Raw genomic sequence first — 20574 nt, 5'->3', positions numbered from 1 at the left:
AAGAGCCCGCAAGCCAGGCGCAAATCCCACCGACGCCTTCGCCGGCAAGCCGGCTCCTACAAGGGCCGCGCCAGCCCCTCTTCCGTAGGAGCTGGCTTGCCAGCGAAGAGGCCCGCAAGCCAGGCGCCGATCCCGCCGACGCCTTCGCCGGCAAGCCGGCTCCTACAAGGGCCGCGCCAGCCCCTCTTCCGTAGGAGCTGGCTTGCCAGCGAAGAGGCCCGCAAGCCAGACGCCGATCCCGCCGACGCCTTCGCCGGCAAGCCGGCTCCTACAAAGGCCACGTCCTCTCCCCTCCCGTGGGAGCTGGCTTGCCAGCGAAGGGGCCCGCAAGCCAGGCGCAAATCCCGCCGACGTCTCCTCCGGCCGCCATCAGTTCACAGATTCCTGAACTGATTATTTGCCCCCACTGATTCAACAACCGCTGCGTTTGTCCGAGACTCCAGGGTCGACCTATAAAAACAAGGCTGTACCCCATGACGACCTCTTCTTGCGTCACCGAGAAAGCCCCGCCTCCCGGCCTGAAGATCGAGACCCGCTCCATCGACTATGTGCCCCGCGATGAACGCCACGGCAAGGTCTGGCACCAGGGCCCGTTCTGGTTCACCGGCAACTTCGTGCTCACCACCATGGTCACCGGATTCACCGGCGCAGCCCTGGGCCTGAGCCTGCAATACGCGATCCTGGCGATCGTCATCGGCGTGTGCCTGGGCACCTTCTGCATGGCCTTCCACGCCAACCAGGGCCCGCGCATGGGCCTGCCGCAGATGATCCAGTCCCGCGCCCAGTTCGGCCTGCGGGGCGCCATCGTGCCCTTCACCGCGGTGGTGTTCGTCTACATCGGCTTCAACGTGTTCAACGTGATCCTCGCCACTGACGCCATCAACACGGTGATTCCCGGCGCCCGGGCGCCCTGGTACACCTTGATGATCGCCGTGGCGGTGCTGATCGCGGTGATCGGCCATGACCTGCTGCACACCGTGCAACGCTGGCTGACCTACGTGATGATCAGTGTGTTCGCGGTGCTCACCGTCAGCGCCCTACTGACCCTGCAGGCCGACGCCGCAGTGGCCGATGCGCACTTTTCCTGGTCGGCGTTCCTGATCCAGCTGTCGGCCGCCGCCGGCTACCAGATCAGCTATTCGGTGTACGTCTCCGACTACTCGCGCTACCTGCCACACAAGACGCCGTCACGCCAGGTGATCTTCTGGACCTACCTGGGCGCCGCCGGCTCGGCCCTGTGGCTGATGTCCCTGGGGGCCTTTCTGGCTTCCGCCCTGCCTTCGCCGGACGCCATCGCCAGCGTGCGCGAAGTGGGCAACCGGGTGATTCCCGGGTTCGGCACCTTCACCGTGCTGATTGCGGTGCCGGCGCTGGTGGGCATCATGGCAGTCAACTGCTACGGCGCCATGCTCACCGGCATCAGCGCCATCGACGGTTTCAAATCGATCAAGCCCAACCTCAAGAGCCGGGTGACCGGGATCCTGCTGGTGGCGGTAGTGATCTTCCTGATCGCCATGAACATTCCCGAAAGCTACCTGGGCAGTTTCAACACCTTCGTCCTGCTGATGCTGTATTTCCTGGTGCCCTGGACCGCGGTCAACCTGGCGGACTTCTACCTGGTGCGCAAAGGCCGCTACGCCATCAGCGACATCTTCAACCCCGCCGGGATCTACGGCCGCTGGTCCAGCGCCGGGCTGCTGGCGTACTTCCTCGGCCTGCTGGCAATGGTGCCGTTCATGTCCTTGAGCTTCTACCAGGGCCCCTTGTCGGTGGCACTGGGCGGCGCCGACATTGCCTTCGTGATTGGCCTGGCCGTGGCCGGGCTGGTTTACTGGGGCCTGACCCGCAACCTCGACCTGGATGCGGAGCGTCTGGCCATCCAGGCCAGCGAACAGCAACTGGAAGGAGGCGCCCAATGATTCCCCAGCCCACCCTGAAAGTGGCCTGCCAGCAGCTGGCGCCACGGATCGGCGACCTGGACTACAACCGCACCCTCAGCGCCGAGGCCATCCGCCAGGCCGCCGCCCGCGGCGCCCAGGTGGTGGTGCTGCCCGAACTGGTGCAAAGCGGCTATGTGTTCACCGACCTGAAAGAGGCCCTGGCCCTGGCCGAGCCCCTCGACGGGCCGACCCTGAGCCTGTGGAAAAGCCTCGCCGAGGAACTGCAGGTGGTGATAGTCGCCGGTTTCTGCGAGCGCCTGGACGATGAACGCGTGGCCAACAGCGCCGCGCTGATCGAGCCCGAGGGCAGCCTGACGGTGTACCGCAAGGCCCACCTGTGGGATCAGGAAAACCTGATCTTCACCGCCGGCGACGAACCGCCGCCGGTGGTGGCCACGCGCTTCGGGCCGATCGCCATGATGATCTGCTACGACCTGGAGTTCCCCGAGTGGGTGCGCCTGCCCGCCCTGGCCGGCGCCGCCCTGCTGTGCGCCCCGGTGAACTGGCCGGACGGCCCGCGCCCGGCCAGCGAGCGCCCGGCGGAAATGGTCCGGGTCCAGGCCAACGCGGCGGTCAACCGGATGTTCATTGCCGCCTGCGATCGCTGCGGCGAGGAGCGTGGAGTGGACTGGGTCGGAGGCTCGACCATTGTCGATGCCGATGGCTATCCCCTGGCGGGCAAGGATCGGGAGCGCCGTGAACAACTGTTGCTGGCGGACCTGGACCTGGCCCAGGCCTGGCACAAGTCCATCAGTGAACATAACCATGTGCACCTGGATCGGCGCCCGGCGCTGTATCAGTAACCTGGTTGTCTCGGTTCGCTGGCCAGCCAGCTCCTACAGGAAACGGCTGTAGGAGCCGGCTTGGCGGCGATCAGAACTCCACCCGCACGTCGCCCTTGGGCACGCTGCAGCAGGACAGGATGTAGCCTTCGGCTTCGTCTTCCTCGGTGATCCCGCCGTTGTGCTCCATCTCCACCTCGCCCCCCAGCTTGAGCACCTTGCAGGTGCCGCAGATGCCCATGCCGCAGGCCTTGGGAATCATCAGGCCGAGCTTGGCCGCGGCCGCATGCACGGTTTCCCCCGGGGCCACGCGGATGCTCTTGCCCGAAGCGGTGAACTCCACCTGATGCAGGTCCGCCAGGTCCGGTTCCGGCGCCTCGGCCGCCTGTTCGGCGTGCTCCACGGCATCGGCCCGGGCTTCGGCCGGGGTCGCGCCGAAGGACTCCTCGTGGTAGCGCGTCATGTCGAAACCGGCGGCTTCCAGCAGGCGCTTGACCGCGCTCATGTAAGGCGTGGGGCCGCAGCAGAACACCTCCCGCTCGAGGAAGTCCGGGGCCATCAGTTCCAGCATCTTGTGGTTCAGGTAACCGCGATAACCGGCCCAGGGCTCGCCCAGACCGTGCTTTTCGCAGATCAGGTGCAGGCTGAAGTTGTCGATCCGCGAGGCCATGTGCTCCAGCTCGCGGTGGTAAATGATGTCCTTGGGTGAGCGGGCGCTGTGGATGAACACCATGTCGACGTTGGCGTTGGTGTCGTAGAACCAGCGCGCCATGGACATCACCGGAGTAATGCCGACGCCGCCGCTGAGGTAGAGGATCTTCGGCGCCGGAAAGTCGATGGCGTTGAACAGCCCCACCGGCCCGTGCACCGCCAGTTCCTGGCCCTCGTGCAGGGTGTCATGCAGCCAGTTGGAAACCTTGCCCCCGGGCACGCGCTTGATGGTGACCGAAAAGCTGTAGGGCACCGACGGCGAGCTGGAGATTGTGTAGGAGCGCATCACCGGCAGGCCTTCGATCTCCAGCTCCAGGGTGACGAACTGCCCCGGCTTGAAGAAGAACATGATCGGCTGGTCGGCCATGAAGCAGAAGGTCCGCACGTCCCAGGTTTCCTGGATGACTTTGACGCAACGGACGATGTGACGGCCATTGGCCCAGGTCTGGGTGGTGACCGGGTTGAGGAAGGTGTTGGACATGCTGATCTCCACGGCCGGGCGTCGGCGTCTTGTCAGCGATTCTGCGTAAGGCTTCCCGCGCCCATTTACCTATCTGCGACATTCACATGCTTATCGCGACCAGCCCCCAGGTACAGGGGCTTGCGCGTCGGGAACAGATTGGGCCATGTCGCCCATGGATAAGGTTCAAGGCGTCTGCGGACCCACACTCGCCTCCAACACGACAGCCGATTTTTCGTGACTTGCGTAGCACCCACCGTAGCCACTATTTAATTCGCCGGCCGCACCGAACGGCCATGAGGACTTGAACGATGGACGTCACCGCAACCCTGAGCTTGGGCGATCCACTGGAACCCGCACGCAAGGCCACTGCACAGATGCTGCAGGAACGCGAACGGACCTTTTCCCTGCCGCAGCCGTTCTACTGCGATGAAAGGCTGTTCGATATCGACATGCAGGAGATCTTCCAGAAGGAATGGCTGATCGCCGGCATGACCTGCGAGATTCCCACCAAGGGCAACTACATCACCCTGCAGATCGGCAAGAACCCGATCATCGTCATCCGTGGCGCCGACGGCGTGGTCCACGCCTTCCACAACGTCTGCCGCCACCGCGGCTCACGGCTGTGCACCAGCGACAAGGGCAAGGTGGCCAAGCTGGTCTGCCACTACCACCAGTGGACCTACGAACTGGACGGGCGCCTGCTGTTCGCCGGCACCGAGATGGGCGCCGACTTCGACATGAAGCAGTACGGCCTGAAACCGGTGAACGTGAAGACTGCCGGCGGCTACATCTTCATCTCCCTGGCCGAGAACCCGCCGGCCATCGACGACTTCCTCTCCACCCTGGCCCATTACATGGAGCCCTACGACATGGAGAACACCAAGGTGGCGGTGCAGACCACCTTGCACGAAAAGGCCAACTGGAAGCTGGTGCTGGAGAACAACCGCGAGTGCTACCACTGCGGCGGCTCGCACCCCGAATTGCTGAAAACCCTGCTGGAATGGGACGACGTCACCGACCCGCGGGCCGACCAGGCCTTCAAGGACCACGTGGCTGCCTCCGCTGCCGCCTGGGAAGCCGAGAAGATCCCTTACGCCCACGCCAGCTTCGGCCTGCGCAACCGCATCGTGCGCATGCCGCTGCTCAAGGGCACCGTGTCCATGACCCTGGACGGCAAGCAGGGCTGCGCCAAGCTGATGGGGCGGATCAAGAACCCGGACCTGGGCTCGATGCGCATCCTGCACCTGCCGCACTCGTGGAACCACTGCATGGGCGACCACATCATCGTGTTCACCGTGTGGCCCATCAGCGCCCAGGAAACCATCGTCACCACCAAGTGGATCGTGCACAAGGACGCGGTGGAAGGCGTGGACTACGACGTCGAGCGCATGCGCCAGGTATGGGACGCCACCAACGCCCAGGACCGGCGCCTGGCGGAAGAGAATCAGCGCGGCATAAACTCCACCGCCTACCAGCCGGGTCCGTACTCCAAGACCTACGAGTTCGGCGTGGTCAACTTCGTCGACTGGTACAGCGAGCGCATGCTGAGCAACCTCGGTGCGGAACCGGCGCCTTATCTCAAGGGCGTACCCGTACACGGCTGACACGCTCTTGCAGGGGCGAGCCTGCTCGCTCCTGCAATGGCTGCCTGAACGCTATTTTCCAGCTGTCTTCCAGGCGGGTACGACTAAGGCGCGGTCTCAGGCTGCCCGAGGATGAACTCGCTGAGCGTCTTGAGCTGCACCTCACTCAGGGTCGAAAAAGGCGGCATCGGGATTGCTCCCCAGCGCCCTACGCCGCCCTCTCGAATATGCTCGATGAGTGTCTGCTCGCCCTTGGGATCGTTACGGTAACGCTCGGCGACTGCCTGATAGGCCGGACCGACCACTTGATGATCAATGGCATGACACCCCAGACACCCGTTGGCATTGAGTACGCTCATGGCGTCCTGCCGGACGCTGCCCTGTACGCTTGCCACTGGCGGCTCCGCGACCTTGGCGCGGGGCTCTCCCGAATAGGTTTGCTCCAGGTAGGCTGCAATCGCATCCCCCTCTCGATCATCGACCGGCGCACCAAAGGCATGCTGCATCTTGGCCACCTCGCCGCGCCACTGCTGCAGGCTCATGCCAGGTGGTTGCAACTGGATATAGTCCGCTGAATGGCAAATGCTGCATTTGGCGTTGGCAATGGCATAGCCCGGCAGGGATGACGGCTCGAAGCGCGCGGTTTCCGCTGGCAGTTCGAGGCTCAGTGGAGCGGCCCAGCTCATCTGCAAGCCCGTGAGTAAAACGAGGGCCGCCAATAGCACGATGACCCGGAGGCAAGGAAGTCTGCTCATGGAATGAGGCCCTTTCAAATAATCTGCAGTTGCAGTGATTCGACGGAGTGCCGGGCATAGCCACCGGGGTTCCAGGTCGGTGTCATTGGCTGGGTCTGGCCCTGAACGTTGCGTGCTCGTACCAGTAGCTGGACGATGCCGCGCTGACGCGGTCGCCAGTCCGCCAGCCATTCGCGAAACGAATAGACCCCCAGGCTTTCACTCAGGCGGGTGGCGTGCCAGGTACGGCCGTTGTCATCGGAAAACTCCACGCTCTGGATACCGGCACCGGCGCCGTCGAAGGCAATGCCGCGCAAGACCTGCAGTTGCCCCATCGGCAGGCGCTGTCCACTGTGCACACTGGTGACGAATGAGCGCACCGGCAAAACCGCGATCGGGCGGCTGGCCGTCAGTTCACTACCGGGCGCTACAGACAGGCTCTGGTTGTCGGGCACGCGATAGGCCTTGCTCATGAAAAACCCCTGGAAATCATGATCAATGACCTCGATTTCACTCAGGTGCTTGATCCAGTAGGTACCGTAGTAGCCCGGCACGATCAGACGGATCGGGTAGCCATTGAGAAAGGGCAGATCCTCACCATTCATGCTCCAGGCGATCAACGGCTCCGGGGCCAGTGCATGGTTGATGTCCAGCGCCTTGGTTACCGTCGGCGTTGCCGGCAGGATGGGTTGGTCGAGACCGCGAACAGTTACTTGAACGGCGTTGTCCTCGACCCCGGCCTGCTCCAGCACCCTGCGCAACGGCATACCGATCCAGCGCGCGTTGCCCATGGAACCGTGTCCCAGTTGCGCGCCAAAAACCCGAGGTTCGAAATAGCCGCGACTGTTGCCCGAGCACTGGTTCACTGCAACCACCTCCACCGGGTCCCCCAGTGCCTTCAGTGCTTGCAGGCTCAGGTCCAGCGGCTGGCGTACACAACCGAACACCTTCAGACGATAGGTACCCGGATCAATCCGGGTCGGAATGTTGGCCAGGTGATAGCGCACGAAGAACGCATCATTGGGGGTCAAGAGTCCCTGGTTGAACACCTCGAACGGGGTCTCCAGGTGGGGTGGACGAGTGGTGATGCGCATCAGCGGCCGCTTCTGCGGGTAAGCGATCAACTCCCGTTCGCCATTGGCAAAAGGCTGTTGTTCCAGGCTTGCGGCCAACGCTTGCAAAGGTTGAGTGGCCAGACCCAGGCCCGCGAGAACACTGGCCTGCAGGAAGTGTCGACGATCCAGGCCGCCGCGTTTGTCGAAAGGGTTCATCACGTTTCTCCGGGTGGATGACTGCGGCTCAAGCCGGCATCAGGGGGGCGCAGGCCAGGAGAAGGCCAGTGAAGCCAAGACAAGGCTCAGCAACAGGCAGGGACAGAGGCGGGAAACCAGGGTCCGGCTGTCCGGTCCCGAGATTGACGGCGAGGCTATGCATGGGAAGTTTCTCTGGTGAGATAACGCTTAAACCTTAAGACGACCAAGTAAATTTGTTAAACGGATAATTTCGCTATCAAATACCTGAAAAACAGGTAAAGACCATGGCCTTCAGTTTCCGTCAGCTACACATATTCTGTGCGGTCGCCCGTACAGGCAGCACGACCACCGCTGCCGAATCCATTTCACTGTCACAGTCGGCGACCAGCGCCGCCCTCAACGAACTGGAAGCGCAGCTTGGCAGCCGGCTGTTCGAACGCGTAGGCAAGCGCCTGCACCTCAACGAAACAGGCCGTGCCCTGCTGCCACAGGCGCTGCGCCTGCTGGATGACGTGCAGCAGCTACAACAGCAGTTTGGCAACGCAGCCAGCATGCCGGCCAACCTCGCGGTGGCGGCCAGCAGCACCATCGGCAATTACGTGTTGCCACGGTTGCTGGCCTCGTTCCAGAAGACGCATCCGAACATCCAGGTCACCATCAACATTGCCAACACCGGCACGGTGATCGATCAGGTACAGGGATTCGATGCCGACGTAGGCCTGATCGAAGGGCCATGCCGCTCACCCCACCTGCTGGTGGAGCCCTGGCTTGAGGATGACCTCATCCTGGTAGCGGCCCCATTCCACCCGTTTGCCAACCAGGGCCGAGTGTCGCTCGAGGCACTGCGCCAGGCTCGCTGGCTGCTGCGAGAAGACGGCTCCGGCACGCGCGATGAGGTCAACCACCTGCTGTTGCCACAGCTGCACTATTTGCCGGATACCCTGGTGATGGGCGGGTCCGAAGCCATCAAGCACAGCGTGGCCGCAGGCCTGGGAATCAGTTGCCTTTCACGCTGGGTGGTCGAGGAGCAACTGAGCTGTGGCTCACTGATCGCCCTCAGCAGTGACCTGCCGCCGTTGCGGCGGCACTTCTATCTTCTACGTCATGGCGAAAAGTTTGTCTCACCCGCCCTCGAACGTTTCTGGACCTGTTGCGAATCCTTTTCCAGCGTCAACGAAGCGGCCAGCTAGTGGCACCATTCTCGCCAATGAAGTCCTCCGTGATCGTCTCGCCCTGCAACTTCACCCTCACGTAACCGTTGCGCACCCGCAGCGGATAGTTCGGGTCATCGGCCGACAAGGTTTCCGACCACTGCACCCGGGGGTTGCCCTTGAGCTCGCTGGTGGGGCCATAGGGAATCGCCCCGTGACCGATGCAGCGTCCGTACATGCCGGCACTGGGCGCGTAGCAGATGCCATTGTGCAGGTGCCCCCAATACCAGTAGTCCGGCACCCGCCCCAGGGCCGCGACCACCTGCTGGTACAGCGCTGTCTGTTGCTGCCCGCTGATATCCAGCCCCTGGTGATGGCTGAGCACGATGATCCGGCGCCCCTGCCCCTTGCTGGCCACCAGGTCCTTGAGCCATTGCTGCTGCGGCGGGTTCAGGTTGCCGTCCATGTACAGGTTCATTTCGTCGGCGGCATAGGCGCTGTCCAGGCCGACAATCAGCCAGTGGCTGTTGAACAGGGCAAAGTAGCTGGTGCCCTGCTGCTTGGGAAACAGCGTCTGGATCTCGGCAAAGTAGCCGTGGGCGCCGCTGTACATCTCGTGGTTGGAGTTGAGGCTGAATGACGCCTGGCTGCCCATGGGCCAGTCCGTGAGGTCTGCGTTCTCTTCGCTGCCGGTGCCGGCGTAATACACATCGCCCAGGTGGATGGTGAAATCCGGCTTGTCCTGGGTGATCAGGTCCGCCACCCGCTGCGCTGCCGAATCGGGCTGGAAATACCCGGTGCCCCAGTCTCCGGCCATGTCCAGCAGCACGTTGTCGGCCATCTCGATCAGCGCCGGCGTGGTGCCGAAGGGCGCATGCTTGCGCAGGTTCTCGATCCAGTTGAGCAGGGCCTCGCTCCAGCGCAGGTCCAGCAGCTCCCATTGGCGACAGCCCAGCAGGGTGCCGTCCTTCATCACCTGGGTCTTCAATTCGTCCACCGTTTGCGGCAAGGGCGAGGCGTTCCCCAGGTGCAGCACCGACAGACCGTGGGCCAGCTCCCAGGGCACCGGCGCCTGCCCGGGGGGCAAGTCGCCGTGAATGAGGGCGTACTGCGCCTGGTCATGGGCGCGCTGCAGCAGTTGCACGATTGCCTGCAGCTCCTGCGGCTCAAGCTGGCTGCGGAGTTTTTTCCAGGCCAGGTCGAGCCTGGCCAGCAAGCCGTCGACCCGGGCTTTCACCTGTTCGTATTCATGTTCCAGATTGCTCACAAATGACATGCTGGCATCCCTCTTGATGGTCCCTTTGCACAGGCGCCGAACGGGCGTCACAGGGTCTTCATGTATTCGATCAACTGCCATTTCTGCAGGTCGGAGAGCTGCGTGCCGTACACATGGCCGCTGTTGCTGTTGCCCTCCAGGTGGGTGTCGTACTTGAAGTGGCCCGGCCCCTGTAGCGCCGCGCCACTGGTGATGAAGCCGACCTTCTGCGGGTCATACACATCCGAGCCGGTGTAGAACACCTGGGGCCTGAGCTCCGGTGCCTGCAACAGGTCCCAGAGGCTCGGCACCGAGCCGTTGTGCAGGTAGGGCGCGCGCAGCCAGACACCGTCGGTGGGGGTGTTGCTGTAGCTCTGGGTCTTGCGGTAGGCGCCGAAGTCGAAAGGCGGCTTCTTGAACCCGTGGAAGGCTTGCACCAGGCCGCTGGTGAAGGAGTCCAGACGATGGGGGTCGGTGCCCAGTGCCTGGATATTGGTGGTGACCTGGCCGGTATCGGCCTTGCCGAAGTCATGGCAGCCGGCGCAGTTGGCCTCCCACAGCGGCTTGCCCTGGGCGGCCTTGGCCTGATCGATGGCGAACGGCCAGGCCGGTGGCTGGTGCCCCAGCAGCCAGTTGGTGACCCGATTGAAGCTCTGGGGCAGCACCGATTCCGGGGTCGCGCCCACCGCCATTGCCGCGGCGTAGTTGCGCTCGCGGATCTGGTTGTTGTTGCCGTCCCAGTGCAGGTACATCGATTCCCGGGGCTTCTGGTTCCAGATCTGCGGCAGGTCCACGGTGCCGATGGTGGAATCGTCGGGGAAGCCGAACACCACCATCTTGGTCGGGTTGAAGGTGTCGGTGCGCCCCGGGCCCTGCTGCGGCCGCAGCTTCTGCCAGGCATAGGCCTGCTTCTGCTTGAGCAGCGCGCTCTTGGCCATGGGGATGATCAGGTAGCGGTTGTACAGGCGCTCGACAAAGCCCAGCTGGAACTTGGCGTTGATCGCGTTCATCACCGCGTCCACGGTGAATTTCGGATCGCTGGCGCAATCGTAGGCGAACCACTGGAAGGCCTGGAGCTGCATCAGGTTGGCCGGAGCGGTGGGCACCACCTGGGATACATCGCTGGCACTGACGCGGTAGGCACCGGTGTGGCACAGAGCGCAGTTGGGCTCCACCGTGGGGTAGCCCAACTGACGCTTGGCCATGCCCACCGGCAGGTCCCGGCCATTCTCATACAGAAAGCCGAAGACCTCGTAGCCACCGGGGCGCGGGAGTTTTTCCGGGCACATCTGCGGCAGGACGGCAAACAGGTAGTAGGGAATCCGCGCCTCTATCCCCAGGCCGATGGCGGCGTACTTGAAGTGATCCTCGTCGGAGGCTTCAGGCGGCTGGGGCACCTCGCGAATCATGTTGACCCAGGTGGCATAGCCGACCACCCCCAGGACCAGCAGCAGGACCAGGCTGCCCACGCGAAAGCTGTGGCGCTTCCAGCACGCGGCCCAGTACTGGCGCCAGTCGTGCAGCCCGGCACAGAGCAAGGCCCAGGGCCGGTTGGCCGGGGCGCTGCCCAGGTACAGGAGGATGCCGAGGATCAGGAACATGCTGAGGTCGCCCATCAGCATGGGCACGAACACCGTGGCCTGGTTGCTGGTGTCGATCAGGTAGATCCAGAACGCCACGGCTATCAGCCGCGACAGTACGCACAGCCAGGAATGCACCACGAAGCGTGGCGCGTTGCAGCCCGAAGGCATGTAGAACAGGCTGATGCCCACCAGCAGCATGCCGGCGTTTTCCAGCCAGGGATCGGACAGCACCGGCGGCAGGCCGACCACCGCGGTCAGCAATGCCGGGGCAAACAGCGCCGGCAGGGCGAACACCATGTTCATGGCGATGCCCATCCAGATAAAGCGTTGGAACCAGCGGATATAAGCGTTCATCTGAGCCTTCCCTGCATCCATGTGTAGCCGCTGCCACAGGGCAGGCTCCCGGAGCCTGCCCTGCGGTACCTATCGCCAAGCCCGGCTGCGGTACGGGCGCGCCGCAGGCCGCGAGCCGGCCGTCGTCAGCCCTGGGCGGTCTTCTCCAGGTGCGCCAGCATCAGCGGGTACACATCCACCACGGCGTTCTTGCCGAAAATGCAGTCGATATGCCCGTAACCTGGCACCACGTGGCGGCTGAACAACTCGGGGCCATGGAGTTGGCACAGACGTTCATAGGTTTTCAGGGTGCTTTGCGGCAGGTAGCACTGGTTGTCGGCGCCGCTGATAAAGCAGATCGGCAACTTCAGCCGGTCGAAATGCGGCATGTAGACGTCACGCCCCTTGAAGTCCACCAGGTGCCCCTTGCGACAGATCAGCGCCAGGTGCTCGAAGGTCTCGATATTGGAGGCGCCGAACAGCTCGTGCAGGTTGTCGTGCAGGCTCTGGTTGAGGGTGTCGTGGCGGTACAGCGAGGCGTACATGAAGGTGATGCGGTGGCACACCGGGTTGGTGCAATAGCCCTGGGCCTCAAGCCGGGCATAGCCGTTGAGGGCCGTGTCGTAGAGCTTGTTGAACCAGCTTTCCTTGCTGTCGGCATAGGCGGTCAGGGACTTGATGCCAATGGCGTCGAGCACTCCCGGCAGGTGCAGGCCGGCCTTGATCCCGGTAGCGGTGGCCACCACGGTGTCGGCGGCAATCTGCGAGCAGACTACCGAACGCACGTCCTGCAGGCCCGCCAGCAACGACATGAAGAAAGTCGTGGCGCCATAGCAATGCACCACGCATTGCACGTCCCGGGCGCCGGTGGCTTGCTTGATCTGGCCGATGGCGGCCTTGAAGTCATAGGCGGCGATCTGGTCGCCATTGCACTCCTGCTTGCTCGCCGGCAGCAGGATGCTGACCCGGAAATCCAGAAGCCAGACGTCATAATCGTGCTTGCACAGGTACTCCAGCAGGTTGGTCTGGATGGTGTCGGTGGAGAAGATGTTGGAGCCCACCCCCAGGCCATGGACCAACATCACCGGGCCTTTGCTGCCGGCCTGGTAGCGGGTCAGGCGCAGCTGCACCCGGTCTTCGGTCTCGAAGAACTGCACCGTCGGCACCGGCGCATCCAGGGGCCGCTTGATCCGTGGCGGCGCGTCGGGGTTGAAGTAGATGTCCCCGGCGAACACGCCGCCGTAGCTCTCCCAGAGAATCCCGGCGAAGAACTTGCCAAAACGCGCCAGGGCCTCGATGCGCTCACGCTCGTTGCGGGCGTTGAGCACCTTCATGGTGGTCATCTGCTTGGCGAAGTCCGCCGGCAGAATGTGCATCACCCCGGAGCCCAGCACCGGGCCGCTCTTGTCCTGGCCGCGGTACAGGGTCACGTAGAGGGTGCTGGTATCGGGCCAGATATTCAGTACCCCGTGGTCTTCGGGCACGGTCTTGAAGGCGCTGAAATAGTACTCGTTGCCGTCCTCGGCACTCAGGCGCATGTCGTAGTTCATGTGGCGCACGCCCACCTGCTGCTGGAACTCCTCGAACAGGTTGAACACCCCGTGGCTGGCCACCAGGGGTTGTGCCGACAGCGCCGGAGCCTCCAGGGTGCCCACCAGGGTCGCGGCGTGCTCGGGCTCCTTGATCATCCGATTGAGGTCGTTGGCCGTGATGGTCAGGGTGAATTCGATAGGCGAGTTCTGCGCCTCGCCGCGCTTGGCCGCCGCCTCATAGAGCGCCAGGTCGGTGCCCTGGGGCTGGGTGAAGGCGTTGGAGAAATAGCCCTTCATGGTTTCGGTGAACTGTACCCCCAGGGTCGGCGCCGCCACCGCCTTGCTCGGGGCCGAGGGCAGGCTGTAGTCGATCTTCCAGCCGCGATCCTCTGCCAGCAGGCGCATGTTGCGCTCGCTGACCGCTGAAATGGTCAGCAACGGATTGACCGCCAGCGAGGTGGGAATCACCGCGCCGTCCGCCACATACAGCCCGGGATAGACCTGGTTGCCGCTGACGCCGCTGAACACCTGGCCCTTGTGGTTGACCACGCCCTGGCCGGCATCTTCACCCATCACACAGCCGCCCAACGGGTGCACCGAGACGATGCTGTGCTTGAGCAGCTTGGTCCAGATCGGGTTCTCCACCCAGACTCCGCCCAGCGCCTTGGTGCTCTGGTACAGGCGCTCGTTGCCAAGAATCACGTTGGGTTGCTGGCCAACCCCCGGCCAGTCGATGCGCAGCTGATCCTTGGCGTCCAGCAGCATGCGACCGCGACCATTGTCATGACTCATGATCAGGTAGGTCTGCATGTTGTGCAGCGCACCGTGGTAGGGCCCGCGCAGGAAGCTTTCGGCCTCGCGTTCCTTGTACCCCAGCTTGCCACTGAGGCTGTCGTCGGTGGCCTTGCCCAGGGTCCCGGCGAACAGCGCCATGCTCGGTACCATGGCCCGGCCCAGGGCGCCGGGGATCGAGCCTTCCTCAATGACCATGCGGCTGCGCCAGTCGCCCTGGGTACGCATGTCGATGATCGAGGTGATGCACGGTCCCACCGGCTCCATCTCACTGGCCGGGTGGGTGCCGAAACCGATGCCGTTGATGGTCTGCTCACAGTTGTGGCCGAAGCCGAGGATGTCGCCGTTGCCGCTCATGTGCTCGCCCAGCTGGTCCGAGGTGGACAGGCCCTTGGCCTTGGAGCGCAGGAGGATTTCCGTGGAGCCCAGGGTGCCGGCACTGAGCACGACGATGTCGGCCTTGACGAACAGGGTCGGTGCCGAGAACTTCTCGCGACCGCTGTCCAGGTACTGGAAGTGCACGATCCAGCCATCGCCGTCACGCTCCAGGTAGCGCACCTGGGCCTGGCAGAAGATCTCGGCGCCATGGTTGCAGGCATCCGGCAGGTAGTTCATCAGGGTGGTGTTCTTGGCCTTGTTGTTACAGCCCGAGACGCAGTCGCCGCAGTGGTTGCAGGGCAACTGTTCGACCCCGACGTGGTTGAGGTTGTTGGGCAGCTTGGCGAAGGTCACGTTGATCGGCGGCTTGTAGAAATGCGTGCCCTGCTTGAGGAACTCCGCGGACTTCTGGTTGGCCTTGAGCTTGGGCAGGGTCGGCGCCGAATCGGGATAGGGATTGGGCTTGAGCATCTCCCGGGCCCGGGCATAGCCCTCCTTGAGCAGGGTATCGCGGTGCTCGCGTACCGCCCGCGGCCAGCGCGGATCGTCGAACACCCCGGGCTCGGGCTCCAGGGCGACGTTGGCGTTGATCAGCGAAGTGCCCCCCAGGCCGCAGCCGACCACCACGTTCTGCTGGGCATTGACGTGCAGGTCGAATAGCCCGGTGCGCGAACCGATGTGGCCGTCGGGATCGTGCACCTGCAACTCCTCGGTGGCGGTGGCCAGGGTGTTGGGGTACTCGCCGGGCTGGATCTCGCGCCCTCGCTCCAGCAGACAGACGCGGCGCCCGGCCCGGGACAGACGGGAAGCGGCAATGCCGCCGCCATAGCCGGAGCCGATGACGATCACGTCGTAGCGTTCCTGGATCTCGCTGATGGGGGTCGCGATCCGAGTCATGACAAAGTTCCTCTCAGGCAGATGGGGCAACTCTGGGGTCGCCTCTAATGGGTGAAGCCGAGCGCGCAGCAGGCAGCCGGACAGGCAGGCCTTGGCGCCAGAAACACAAACAGGGGGATCAGTGATGGCGTCGGAGCCGATGGCTCGCGGGCAGGGCTATAGACGAGCGCGCTGGTTGGCGGCGCGACGCCGGGTACGTCGAGGTAGGGAAATCCGGATCGGGGAAGCCTGCGATAAACGACAATCCATTGCCTGCGCTCCCTGAACCGAATGTGGATAAGTAGCTGCTAAGTCCTTGTGCCATCAGTGAAGACAGGCCACCTGGCACTGTCAAGAAAGCCATTAGAACTGTATGAAATTTGATCTATTGCCGTACACGCTATGGATTACGCGGGCTGCAGCCTTGCGCAAACATCTTGTCCACAGCTTGACCCACAGCAACTGTGGGCAAGTGCCCAGGCGTTGGGGATATTTCAGTGGGCAATGGCAAGAAAATCCGTGACTTATGGGCAAACTGCCGTTTTTCCCGCAATTGATCAATTATTGAACAAAGCTCTGGAACAGCCGTATTAAAAGGCCTGTAGCGGAAGGCGAACACCTTATCCACAGAACGGCCAACAGACTTTGGGGGCAACTGGGGCCTGGGGCAGCAGCGACTGTGGAAAACCCCTGCAAGCCGCGAAATATCGAGGCTTTACCCGAATAATCGAGCCAGAACAGCATAGTTGGGTGTTTTTTGATCAAACCATTCAAAGCCAGGTTTTGCGGGGCCTGCAGCGGTAAGCGAACATCTTATCCACAGAAGCGCCAACAGACTTTGGGGGCAAGTGCTGTGCAAAAGTCTTTTCGGCTATTTCTCTACCCTGGGAAAAAAGCCATAAAAATCGGCAGCTTAGGCTGTTCAAATTTCGTACAGCTGGCTACAGGGCTTGTTCCACATGGGCTTGAGCAAGGCGCGAACACCTTATCCACAGGTACGCACACAGGGATTGTGAGTAACCCGATCGCGACTCTGGCAGCAGCGGGCTTGCCAGCGAACGGCGCTGCCCAGAGGTGTGCAAAACCCTAACGGCCCCCTCGCCGGCAAGCCGGCTCCTACGCTAGGGGCACGGCTTGAGGTTTTTGCATGAACCTGGGTTCAGCGTACGACGCCTTCTTCGATGAGCAATTTGAGAATGGCTTCGGCGCCGGCCTCCGGGCTGGCGCCCTTGAGCACCTGGCCGGTGCCGCCGCTGGCCTTGGCGGTGGCGGCCTTCATGCGATCCGCGCCGCTCTTGGCCTTGATCACTTTCAGGCGCTTGGGCCGGGGTTTGGCCGGTTGCAGGCTGCAGGCTGTGAGTAACTGGTCCTCCACCACCACAACCTGATCGGCCTGCAACAAACCACGGCACGCCGGGCCATAGGCGCTCTGGCGCGGTTTCGGCGCGGCGTTATCCACAGTGGCGAGGAACGGCAGGCGCACCTTGAGCCGGCGCCGCTGGCCCCGGGGCAAGGCTTGCAGCACATGGGCCACGCCATCGGCCAGGGATTCGACCTCGGCCAGCCCCACCACCAGCGGCCAGCCCAGGTTCTCTGCCAGCAGGAACGGCAGCATGCCCGAGCCCTCGCCGGTTTCCGCCTGGCTGCCGGTGAGCACCACCTGCGCCCCGGCGTGCCGCAGGTACTGGGTCAGGGCCGGCAGGGCGTCGGCGCCCGCCGGTTGCTCCAATACATGCAACTGCTCCAGGCCCATGCCCAGGTAGGCGCGTAGGGCCGGTTCGGCGACGTCGCCGGCATGCAGCACCTGCAGTTGCCCACCGGCCAGTTGCAGGCCCAGCTCTACCGCCCGGGCATCCTGTTCGGCGCGCCGTGGACGGCCCGAGGTCGGGTGCGCGCCAATCGATACCAGGCTGATCACATTGCTGTTCATAACGTCCCCTTAAGCCGCATCGCGCTTGGCGCCGTTGCGGTAGAGCTGTACCGCCGCGATCAAGGCTCGAAGAATCTCGGCGCTGTCGCCGATCACCGACAGGTCGGCTCTTTTGATCATGTCGCAGCCCGGGTCGAGGTTGATCGCCACCACCTTGTCGCAGGCACCGATGCCCTGCAGGTGCTGGATCGCCCCGGAAATCCCCACGGCCACGTAGACCCGCGCGGTGACCCAGATACCACTGGCCCCCACTTGCCGGTCACGGGCCATGAAGCCGTCGTCCACCGCCACCCGCGAAGCGCCTTCGGTGGCCCCCAGGGCCGCGGCGGTCTGGTGGAACAGTGGCCAGTCCTTGACCCCGTTGCCCCCGGAAAAGATGAACTCGGCCTCGGCCATGGGAATCGCCGCCGGGTCCACCGCCACCGCGCCCAGGTCCTCGATCCGCGCCAGGCTGCGGGCCACGCTTGTGGATAACTCCACGGGCAAGGCTTCGTGGCGGGTTTCGCTGACCGGCTCGGCGCATTCGGCCGCGGCCAGGATCAAGCGTGCCACCGGCTGTGCCAGATCCTGCAGGCCGGCACCGGCACGGCCGATGCACTGCCCGTCCTTGACCTGCCAGACCCGGGTCGCCGGGCGTTCGCCCAGGGCCGCGGCAAAGCGCCGACCCAGTTCGCCACCACCGGTGCGGCTGTCAGGCAGCAGCCAGTGACGCGGGCTGAACTGGTTATCCACAGCCCGCAAGCCCTGCACTCGCTGCTCCGGTGCATAACCTTCAAACTCGTCGCCCACCAGCACCAACAGGCGGTCGACACCCGCCGTGGCAAAGGCCGACTCCTTGTGCTCGCCAAACACCACAGCCAGCACCGCACCGTCCTGGCCTGCCAGTTGATGGGCCAGGCCCAACAGGTCGCGGTCGTGGCTGCTCAGGCGACCACCGACCATGTCCGGCACCACGCTGATGTAGAACGCCGGCTGCGGCACCTGATGCAACGGCAACTGCACCTCGGCCGCTGCCGTGCGTTTGGCACTGCCACCCTGCTGGGCGCCACTGCGGTCGATGCGCTTGAGGCCGTTGGGCCCGATAAAACCGATGCCGTGGGGGTTCTTGCGAATCAGGCCATTGGGCCCCATCCAGCTGTGTTGCGCCGGCTGCATGGCCGCATGCAGCGGGTGCAGGCGGTTGCGGGCGATCCACTCGGCCCGGGGATCACGGCGGATAATGTCGCTCATCAGTGCACCTCCGCAGGTTCGGGTTTCACCGAGGCCGGCGCTTTGCTCGGGGCGGCATCTTCAAGCAAGGCATCGGCCACCAGTTCGGCGATGTCCTTGATCATCGGCCGCGGCTCCACCACCCCTTCGAGCATCGCCGTGCACTGTGGACAACCCACGGCCACCAGCTCGGCGCCGGTCTCGCGGATGTCTTCCATGCGCATGTCGGGTATGCGCTGCTTGCCGGGAATGTCGGTGATCGGCGCCCCGCCGCCACCGCCACAGCAACGGGAACGGAAGCCCGAGCGCTGCATTTCCTTGATCTCGATACCCAGGGCCCGCAGTACGTCCCGCGGGGCCTGGTACTCGCCGTTGTAGCGACCCAGGTAGCAAGGATCGTGATAGGTCACGCTGCTGCCCTTGTGCTGACCAAGATTCAATGCGCCAGCGCCGATCAGCTCGGCCAGATAGGTGCTGTGGTGCTGCACCAGGTAGTTGCCGTCGAAGGCGCCGTATTCATTTTTCAGCACATGGAAACTGTGGGGATCGCAGGTGACGATGCGCTGGAAGCGGTACTTGGCCAGGGTCTGGATATTGCGCTTGGCCAATAGCTGGAAGGTTGCTTCATCCCCCAGGCGCCGGGCCACGTCGCCGCTGTCGCGTTCTTCCAGGCCGAGCACGGCGAAGTCCACCTTGGCCGCCTTCAGCACCTTGACGAAGGCCCGCAGGGTCCGTTGGTTGCGCATGTCGAAGGCGCCGTCGCCGACCCAGAACAGCACATCGGTGGTTTGTTTTTCACTGAGCAGGGACAGGTTCAGGTCCGCCGCCCAGTTCATCCGCCCACCCGGGTTGAAACCGCCGGGGTTGTCGGTGGCGATGAGGTTTTCCAGGACCTCGGCGCCCTTGTTCGGGGTGGCACCCTTTTCCAGGGTCAGGTGGCGACGCATGTCGACGATGGCGTCGACGTGCTCGATCATCATCGGGCATTCCTCGACGCAGGCCCGGCAGGTGGTGCAGGACCACAGGGTCTCGGCGTCCACCAGGCCGTTGACGATGGGCTGGTGCGGGTTGCCGCCATGTTCGCCAATGGCTTTGCCACTGCCGTCAAGGGATGGGTACGGGCTGCCAGCGAACTGGGCGTCGGTGCCTCCGGCCAGGCCCACCACCATGTCCTGGATCAGTTTCTTCGGGTTCAACGGCTGGCCGGCGGCGAAGGCCGGGCACACGGCCTCGCATTTGCCGCACTGCACGCAGGCGTCGAAGCCCAGCAGTTGGTTCCAGGTGAAATCCTTGGGCTTTTCCACCCCCAGCGGAGCGGACGGGTCTGCCAGGTCCAGGGGCTTGAGACCCGTGGAGCGACCGCCACCAAAACGTTCGGCGCGACGGTGCCAGGCCAGGTGCAAGGCGCCGGCGAAGGCGTGCTTCATCGGCCCGCCCCAGGTCATGCCGAAAAACAGCTCGGACACGCCCCACAGCACCCCGACCGCCAGAATCGCCGCCAGCAGCCAGCCGCCGAAGTTTTCCGGAAGGATGCCAGCCACCGGCAAGGTCACCAGGAAGAAACTCACCGAGAACGCCAGCAGGCTTTTCGGCAGGCGCATCCACGGCCCCTTGGACAGGCGCGCCGGTGGGTTGCGCCGGCGCTTGGCGACGAACAGCGCGCCGACGAACATCAGCGTGGTGGCCAGCAGCAGGGCGTAGCCGAGGATGCGGTTATGCAGGCCAAAGCCATGCACCAGGATCGCCAGCACCGCAGCCAGGACAAAACCGCCCGCGGTGGCGACGTGGGTGTTGGCCATGTATTTGTCCCGGGCCACCACATGGTGCAGATCCACCATGTAGCGCTTGGGCATGGCCAGCAGCCCGCCGAGCAGATCGACCTTGGAGGCTCGCCCCCGGCGCCACATGGCCACGCGTCGCAGCGCGCCGAGGACCGCAAGGCCGACGGCGGCAAACAACAGAATGGGAAGAAGGGTGTTCAACATGGTGGAGCTCCCAAAGACCTGGGCCTTGTAGGAGCTGGCTTGCCAGCGATCAGGCAGGACGCGGTATCTCGCCAGTGCCGATCG

At 63.9% G+C, this 20574-nt stretch carries 13 protein-coding genes; 4 read left to right on the top strand and 9 right to left on the bottom strand.

Translation table 11 applies throughout. The annotated features are described in order from the left end of the window. The first annotated feature begins 473 nt into the window (after positions 1 to 473). Both U873_RS0126815 and U873_RS0126810 read left to right on the top strand, forming a co-directional pair. Entirely contained in the window at positions 474 to 1919 is a 1446-nt protein-coding gene (locus U873_RS0126815; RefSeq protein WP_025131184.1) for a cytosine permease, read from the top strand. Beyond that, positions 1916 to 2743, top strand: a complete 828-nt coding sequence (locus tag U873_RS0126810; RefSeq protein ID WP_025131183.1) for a nitrilase-related carbon-nitrogen hydrolase — start codon at positions 1916 to 1918, stop codon at positions 2741 to 2743. Before U873_RS0126815 ends, U873_RS0126810 begins: the two co-directional genes overlap by 4 nt. Positions 2744 to 2813: 70 nt before the next feature. Here U873_RS0126810 and gbcB read toward each other — a convergent pair whose 3' ends face one another. Then, positions 2814 to 3914 carry a glycine-betaine demethylase subunit GbcB gene (gbcB, locus tag U873_RS0126805; RefSeq protein ID WP_025131182.1) on the bottom strand — a complete coding sequence of 367 codons (1101 nt, stop codon included), beginning with the start codon at positions 3912 to 3914 and terminating at the stop codon, positions 2814 to 2816. Positions 3915 to 4204: 290 nt separating this feature from the next. Here gbcB and gbcA point away from each other — a divergent pair, with 290 nt between their 5' ends. Further along, positions 4205 to 5500, top strand: a complete 1296-nt coding sequence (gbcA, locus tag U873_RS0126800; protein WP_025131181.1) for a glycine-betaine demethylase subunit GbcA — start codon at positions 4205 to 4207, stop codon at positions 5498 to 5500. 83 nt (positions 5501 to 5583) lie between these two features. Here gbcA and U873_RS0126795 read toward each other — a convergent pair whose 3' ends face one another. After that, positions 5584 to 6234: a c-type cytochrome gene (locus U873_RS0126795; protein ID WP_025131180.1), complete on the bottom strand. Its 651-nt coding sequence runs from the start codon at positions 6232 to 6234 to the stop codon at positions 5584 to 5586. Positions 6235 to 6248: 14 nt separating this feature from the next. Beyond that, positions 6249 to 7484: a molybdopterin-dependent oxidoreductase gene (locus U873_RS0126790; RefSeq protein ID WP_025131179.1), complete on the bottom strand. Its 1236-nt coding sequence runs from the start codon at positions 7482 to 7484 to the stop codon at positions 6249 to 6251. A gap of 266 nt (positions 7485 to 7750) precedes the next feature. Here U873_RS0126790 and U873_RS0126780 point away from each other — a divergent pair, with 266 nt between their 5' ends. Beyond that, positions 7751 to 8656: a LysR family transcriptional regulator gene (locus U873_RS0126780; protein ID WP_025131177.1), complete on the top strand. Its 906-nt coding sequence runs from the start codon at positions 7751 to 7753 to the stop codon at positions 8654 to 8656. On the opposite strand, the gene U873_RS0126775 is transcribed toward U873_RS0126780, so the two are convergent. The 6 genes from U873_RS0126775 to dgcB form a co-directional block, all read right to left on the bottom strand. Beyond that, a complete protein-coding gene (locus U873_RS0126775; protein WP_025131176.1) occupies positions 8637 to 9893 on the bottom strand; it encodes a metallophosphoesterase in 1257 nt (418 codons plus the stop codon). The genes U873_RS0126780 and U873_RS0126775 overlap by 20 nt on opposite strands. A gap of 47 nt (positions 9894 to 9940) precedes the next feature. After that, positions 9941 to 11809: a cytochrome c gene (locus U873_RS0126770; RefSeq protein ID WP_025131175.1), complete on the bottom strand. Its 1869-nt coding sequence runs from the start codon at positions 11807 to 11809 to the stop codon at positions 9941 to 9943. A 125-nt stretch (positions 11810 to 11934) separates the two neighbouring features. Continuing rightward, positions 11935 to 15387 carry a GMC oxidoreductase gene (locus tag U873_RS0126765; RefSeq protein WP_025131174.1) on the bottom strand — a complete coding sequence of 1151 codons (3453 nt, stop codon included), beginning with the start codon at positions 15385 to 15387 and terminating at the stop codon, positions 11935 to 11937. A gap of 1138 nt (positions 15388 to 16525) precedes the next feature. Continuing rightward, positions 16526 to 17296: an electron transfer flavoprotein subunit beta gene (locus U873_RS0126760; protein WP_025131173.1), complete on the bottom strand. Its 771-nt coding sequence runs from the start codon at positions 17294 to 17296 to the stop codon at positions 16526 to 16528. A 9-nt stretch (positions 17297 to 17305) separates the two neighbouring features. Then, a complete protein-coding gene (locus tag U873_RS0126755; RefSeq protein WP_025131172.1) occupies positions 17306 to 18526 on the bottom strand; it encodes an electron transfer flavoprotein subunit alpha/FixB family protein in 1221 nt (406 codons plus the stop codon). Continuing rightward, the gene (gene dgcB, locus U873_RS0126750) at positions 18526 to 20490 is read right to left on the bottom strand and encodes a dimethylglycine demethylation protein DgcB (protein ID WP_025131171.1); all 1965 of its coding nucleotides are present in this window, start codon (positions 20488 to 20490) and stop codon (positions 18526 to 18528) included. The genes U873_RS0126755 and dgcB overlap by 1 nt, the downstream gene beginning before the upstream one ends. Positions 20491 to 20574: the final 84 nt, after the last annotated feature.

Source organism: Pseudomonas sp. PH1b (assembly GCF_000633395.1).
Classification (GTDB): Bacteria; Pseudomonadota; Gammaproteobacteria; order Pseudomonadales; family Pseudomonadaceae; genus Aquipseudomonas.
Note: the sequence above shows the minus strand (reverse complement) of the source record. Positions and strands in the feature narration are given on the sequence as shown.

Excerpts from the sequence above, each read along its gene's own strand:
- U873_RS0126760 (WP_025131173.1), bottom strand. The coding sequence starts at position 17,296 with ATGAACAGCAATGTGATCAGCCTGGTATCGATTGGCGCGCACCCGACC.
- U873_RS0126790 (WP_025131179.1), bottom strand. The coding sequence starts at position 7,484 with ATGAACCCTTTCGACAAACGCGGCGGCCTGGATCGTCGACACTTCCTG.
- gbcA (WP_025131181.1), top strand. The coding sequence starts at position 4,205 with ATGGACGTCACCGCAACCCTGAGCTTGGGCGATCCACTGGAACCCGCA.
- gbcB (WP_025131182.1), bottom strand. The coding sequence starts at position 3,914 with ATGTCCAACACCTTCCTCAACCCGGTCACCACCCAGACCTGGGCCAAT.
- dgcB (WP_025131171.1), bottom strand. The coding sequence starts at position 20,490 with ATGTTGAACACCCTTCTTCCCATTCTGTTGTTTGCCGCCGTCGGCCTT.
- U873_RS0126780 (WP_025131177.1), top strand. The coding sequence starts at position 7,751 with ATGGCCTTCAGTTTCCGTCAGCTACACATATTCTGTGCGGTCGCCCGT.
- U873_RS0126775 (WP_025131176.1), bottom strand. The coding sequence starts at position 9,893 with ATGTCATTTGTGAGCAATCTGGAACATGAATACGAACAGGTGAAAGCC.
- U873_RS0126755 (WP_025131172.1), bottom strand. The coding sequence starts at position 18,526 with ATGAGCGACATTATCCGCCGTGATCCCCGGGCCGAGTGGATCGCCCGC.
- U873_RS0126770 (WP_025131175.1), bottom strand. The coding sequence starts at position 11,809 with ATGAACGCTTATATCCGCTGGTTCCAACGCTTTATCTGGATGGGCATC.
- U873_RS0126795 (WP_025131180.1), bottom strand. The coding sequence starts at position 6,234 with ATGAGCAGACTTCCTTGCCTCCGGGTCATCGTGCTATTGGCGGCCCTC.
- U873_RS0126765 (WP_025131174.1), bottom strand. The coding sequence starts at position 15,387 with ATGACTCGGATCGCGACCCCCATCAGCGAGATCCAGGAACGCTACGAC.
- U873_RS0126815 (WP_025131184.1), top strand. The coding sequence starts at position 474 with ATGACGACCTCTTCTTGCGTCACCGAGAAAGCCCCGCCTCCCGGCCTG.
- U873_RS0126810 (WP_025131183.1), top strand. The coding sequence starts at position 1,916 with ATGATTCCCCAGCCCACCCTGAAAGTGGCCTGCCAGCAGCTGGCGCCA.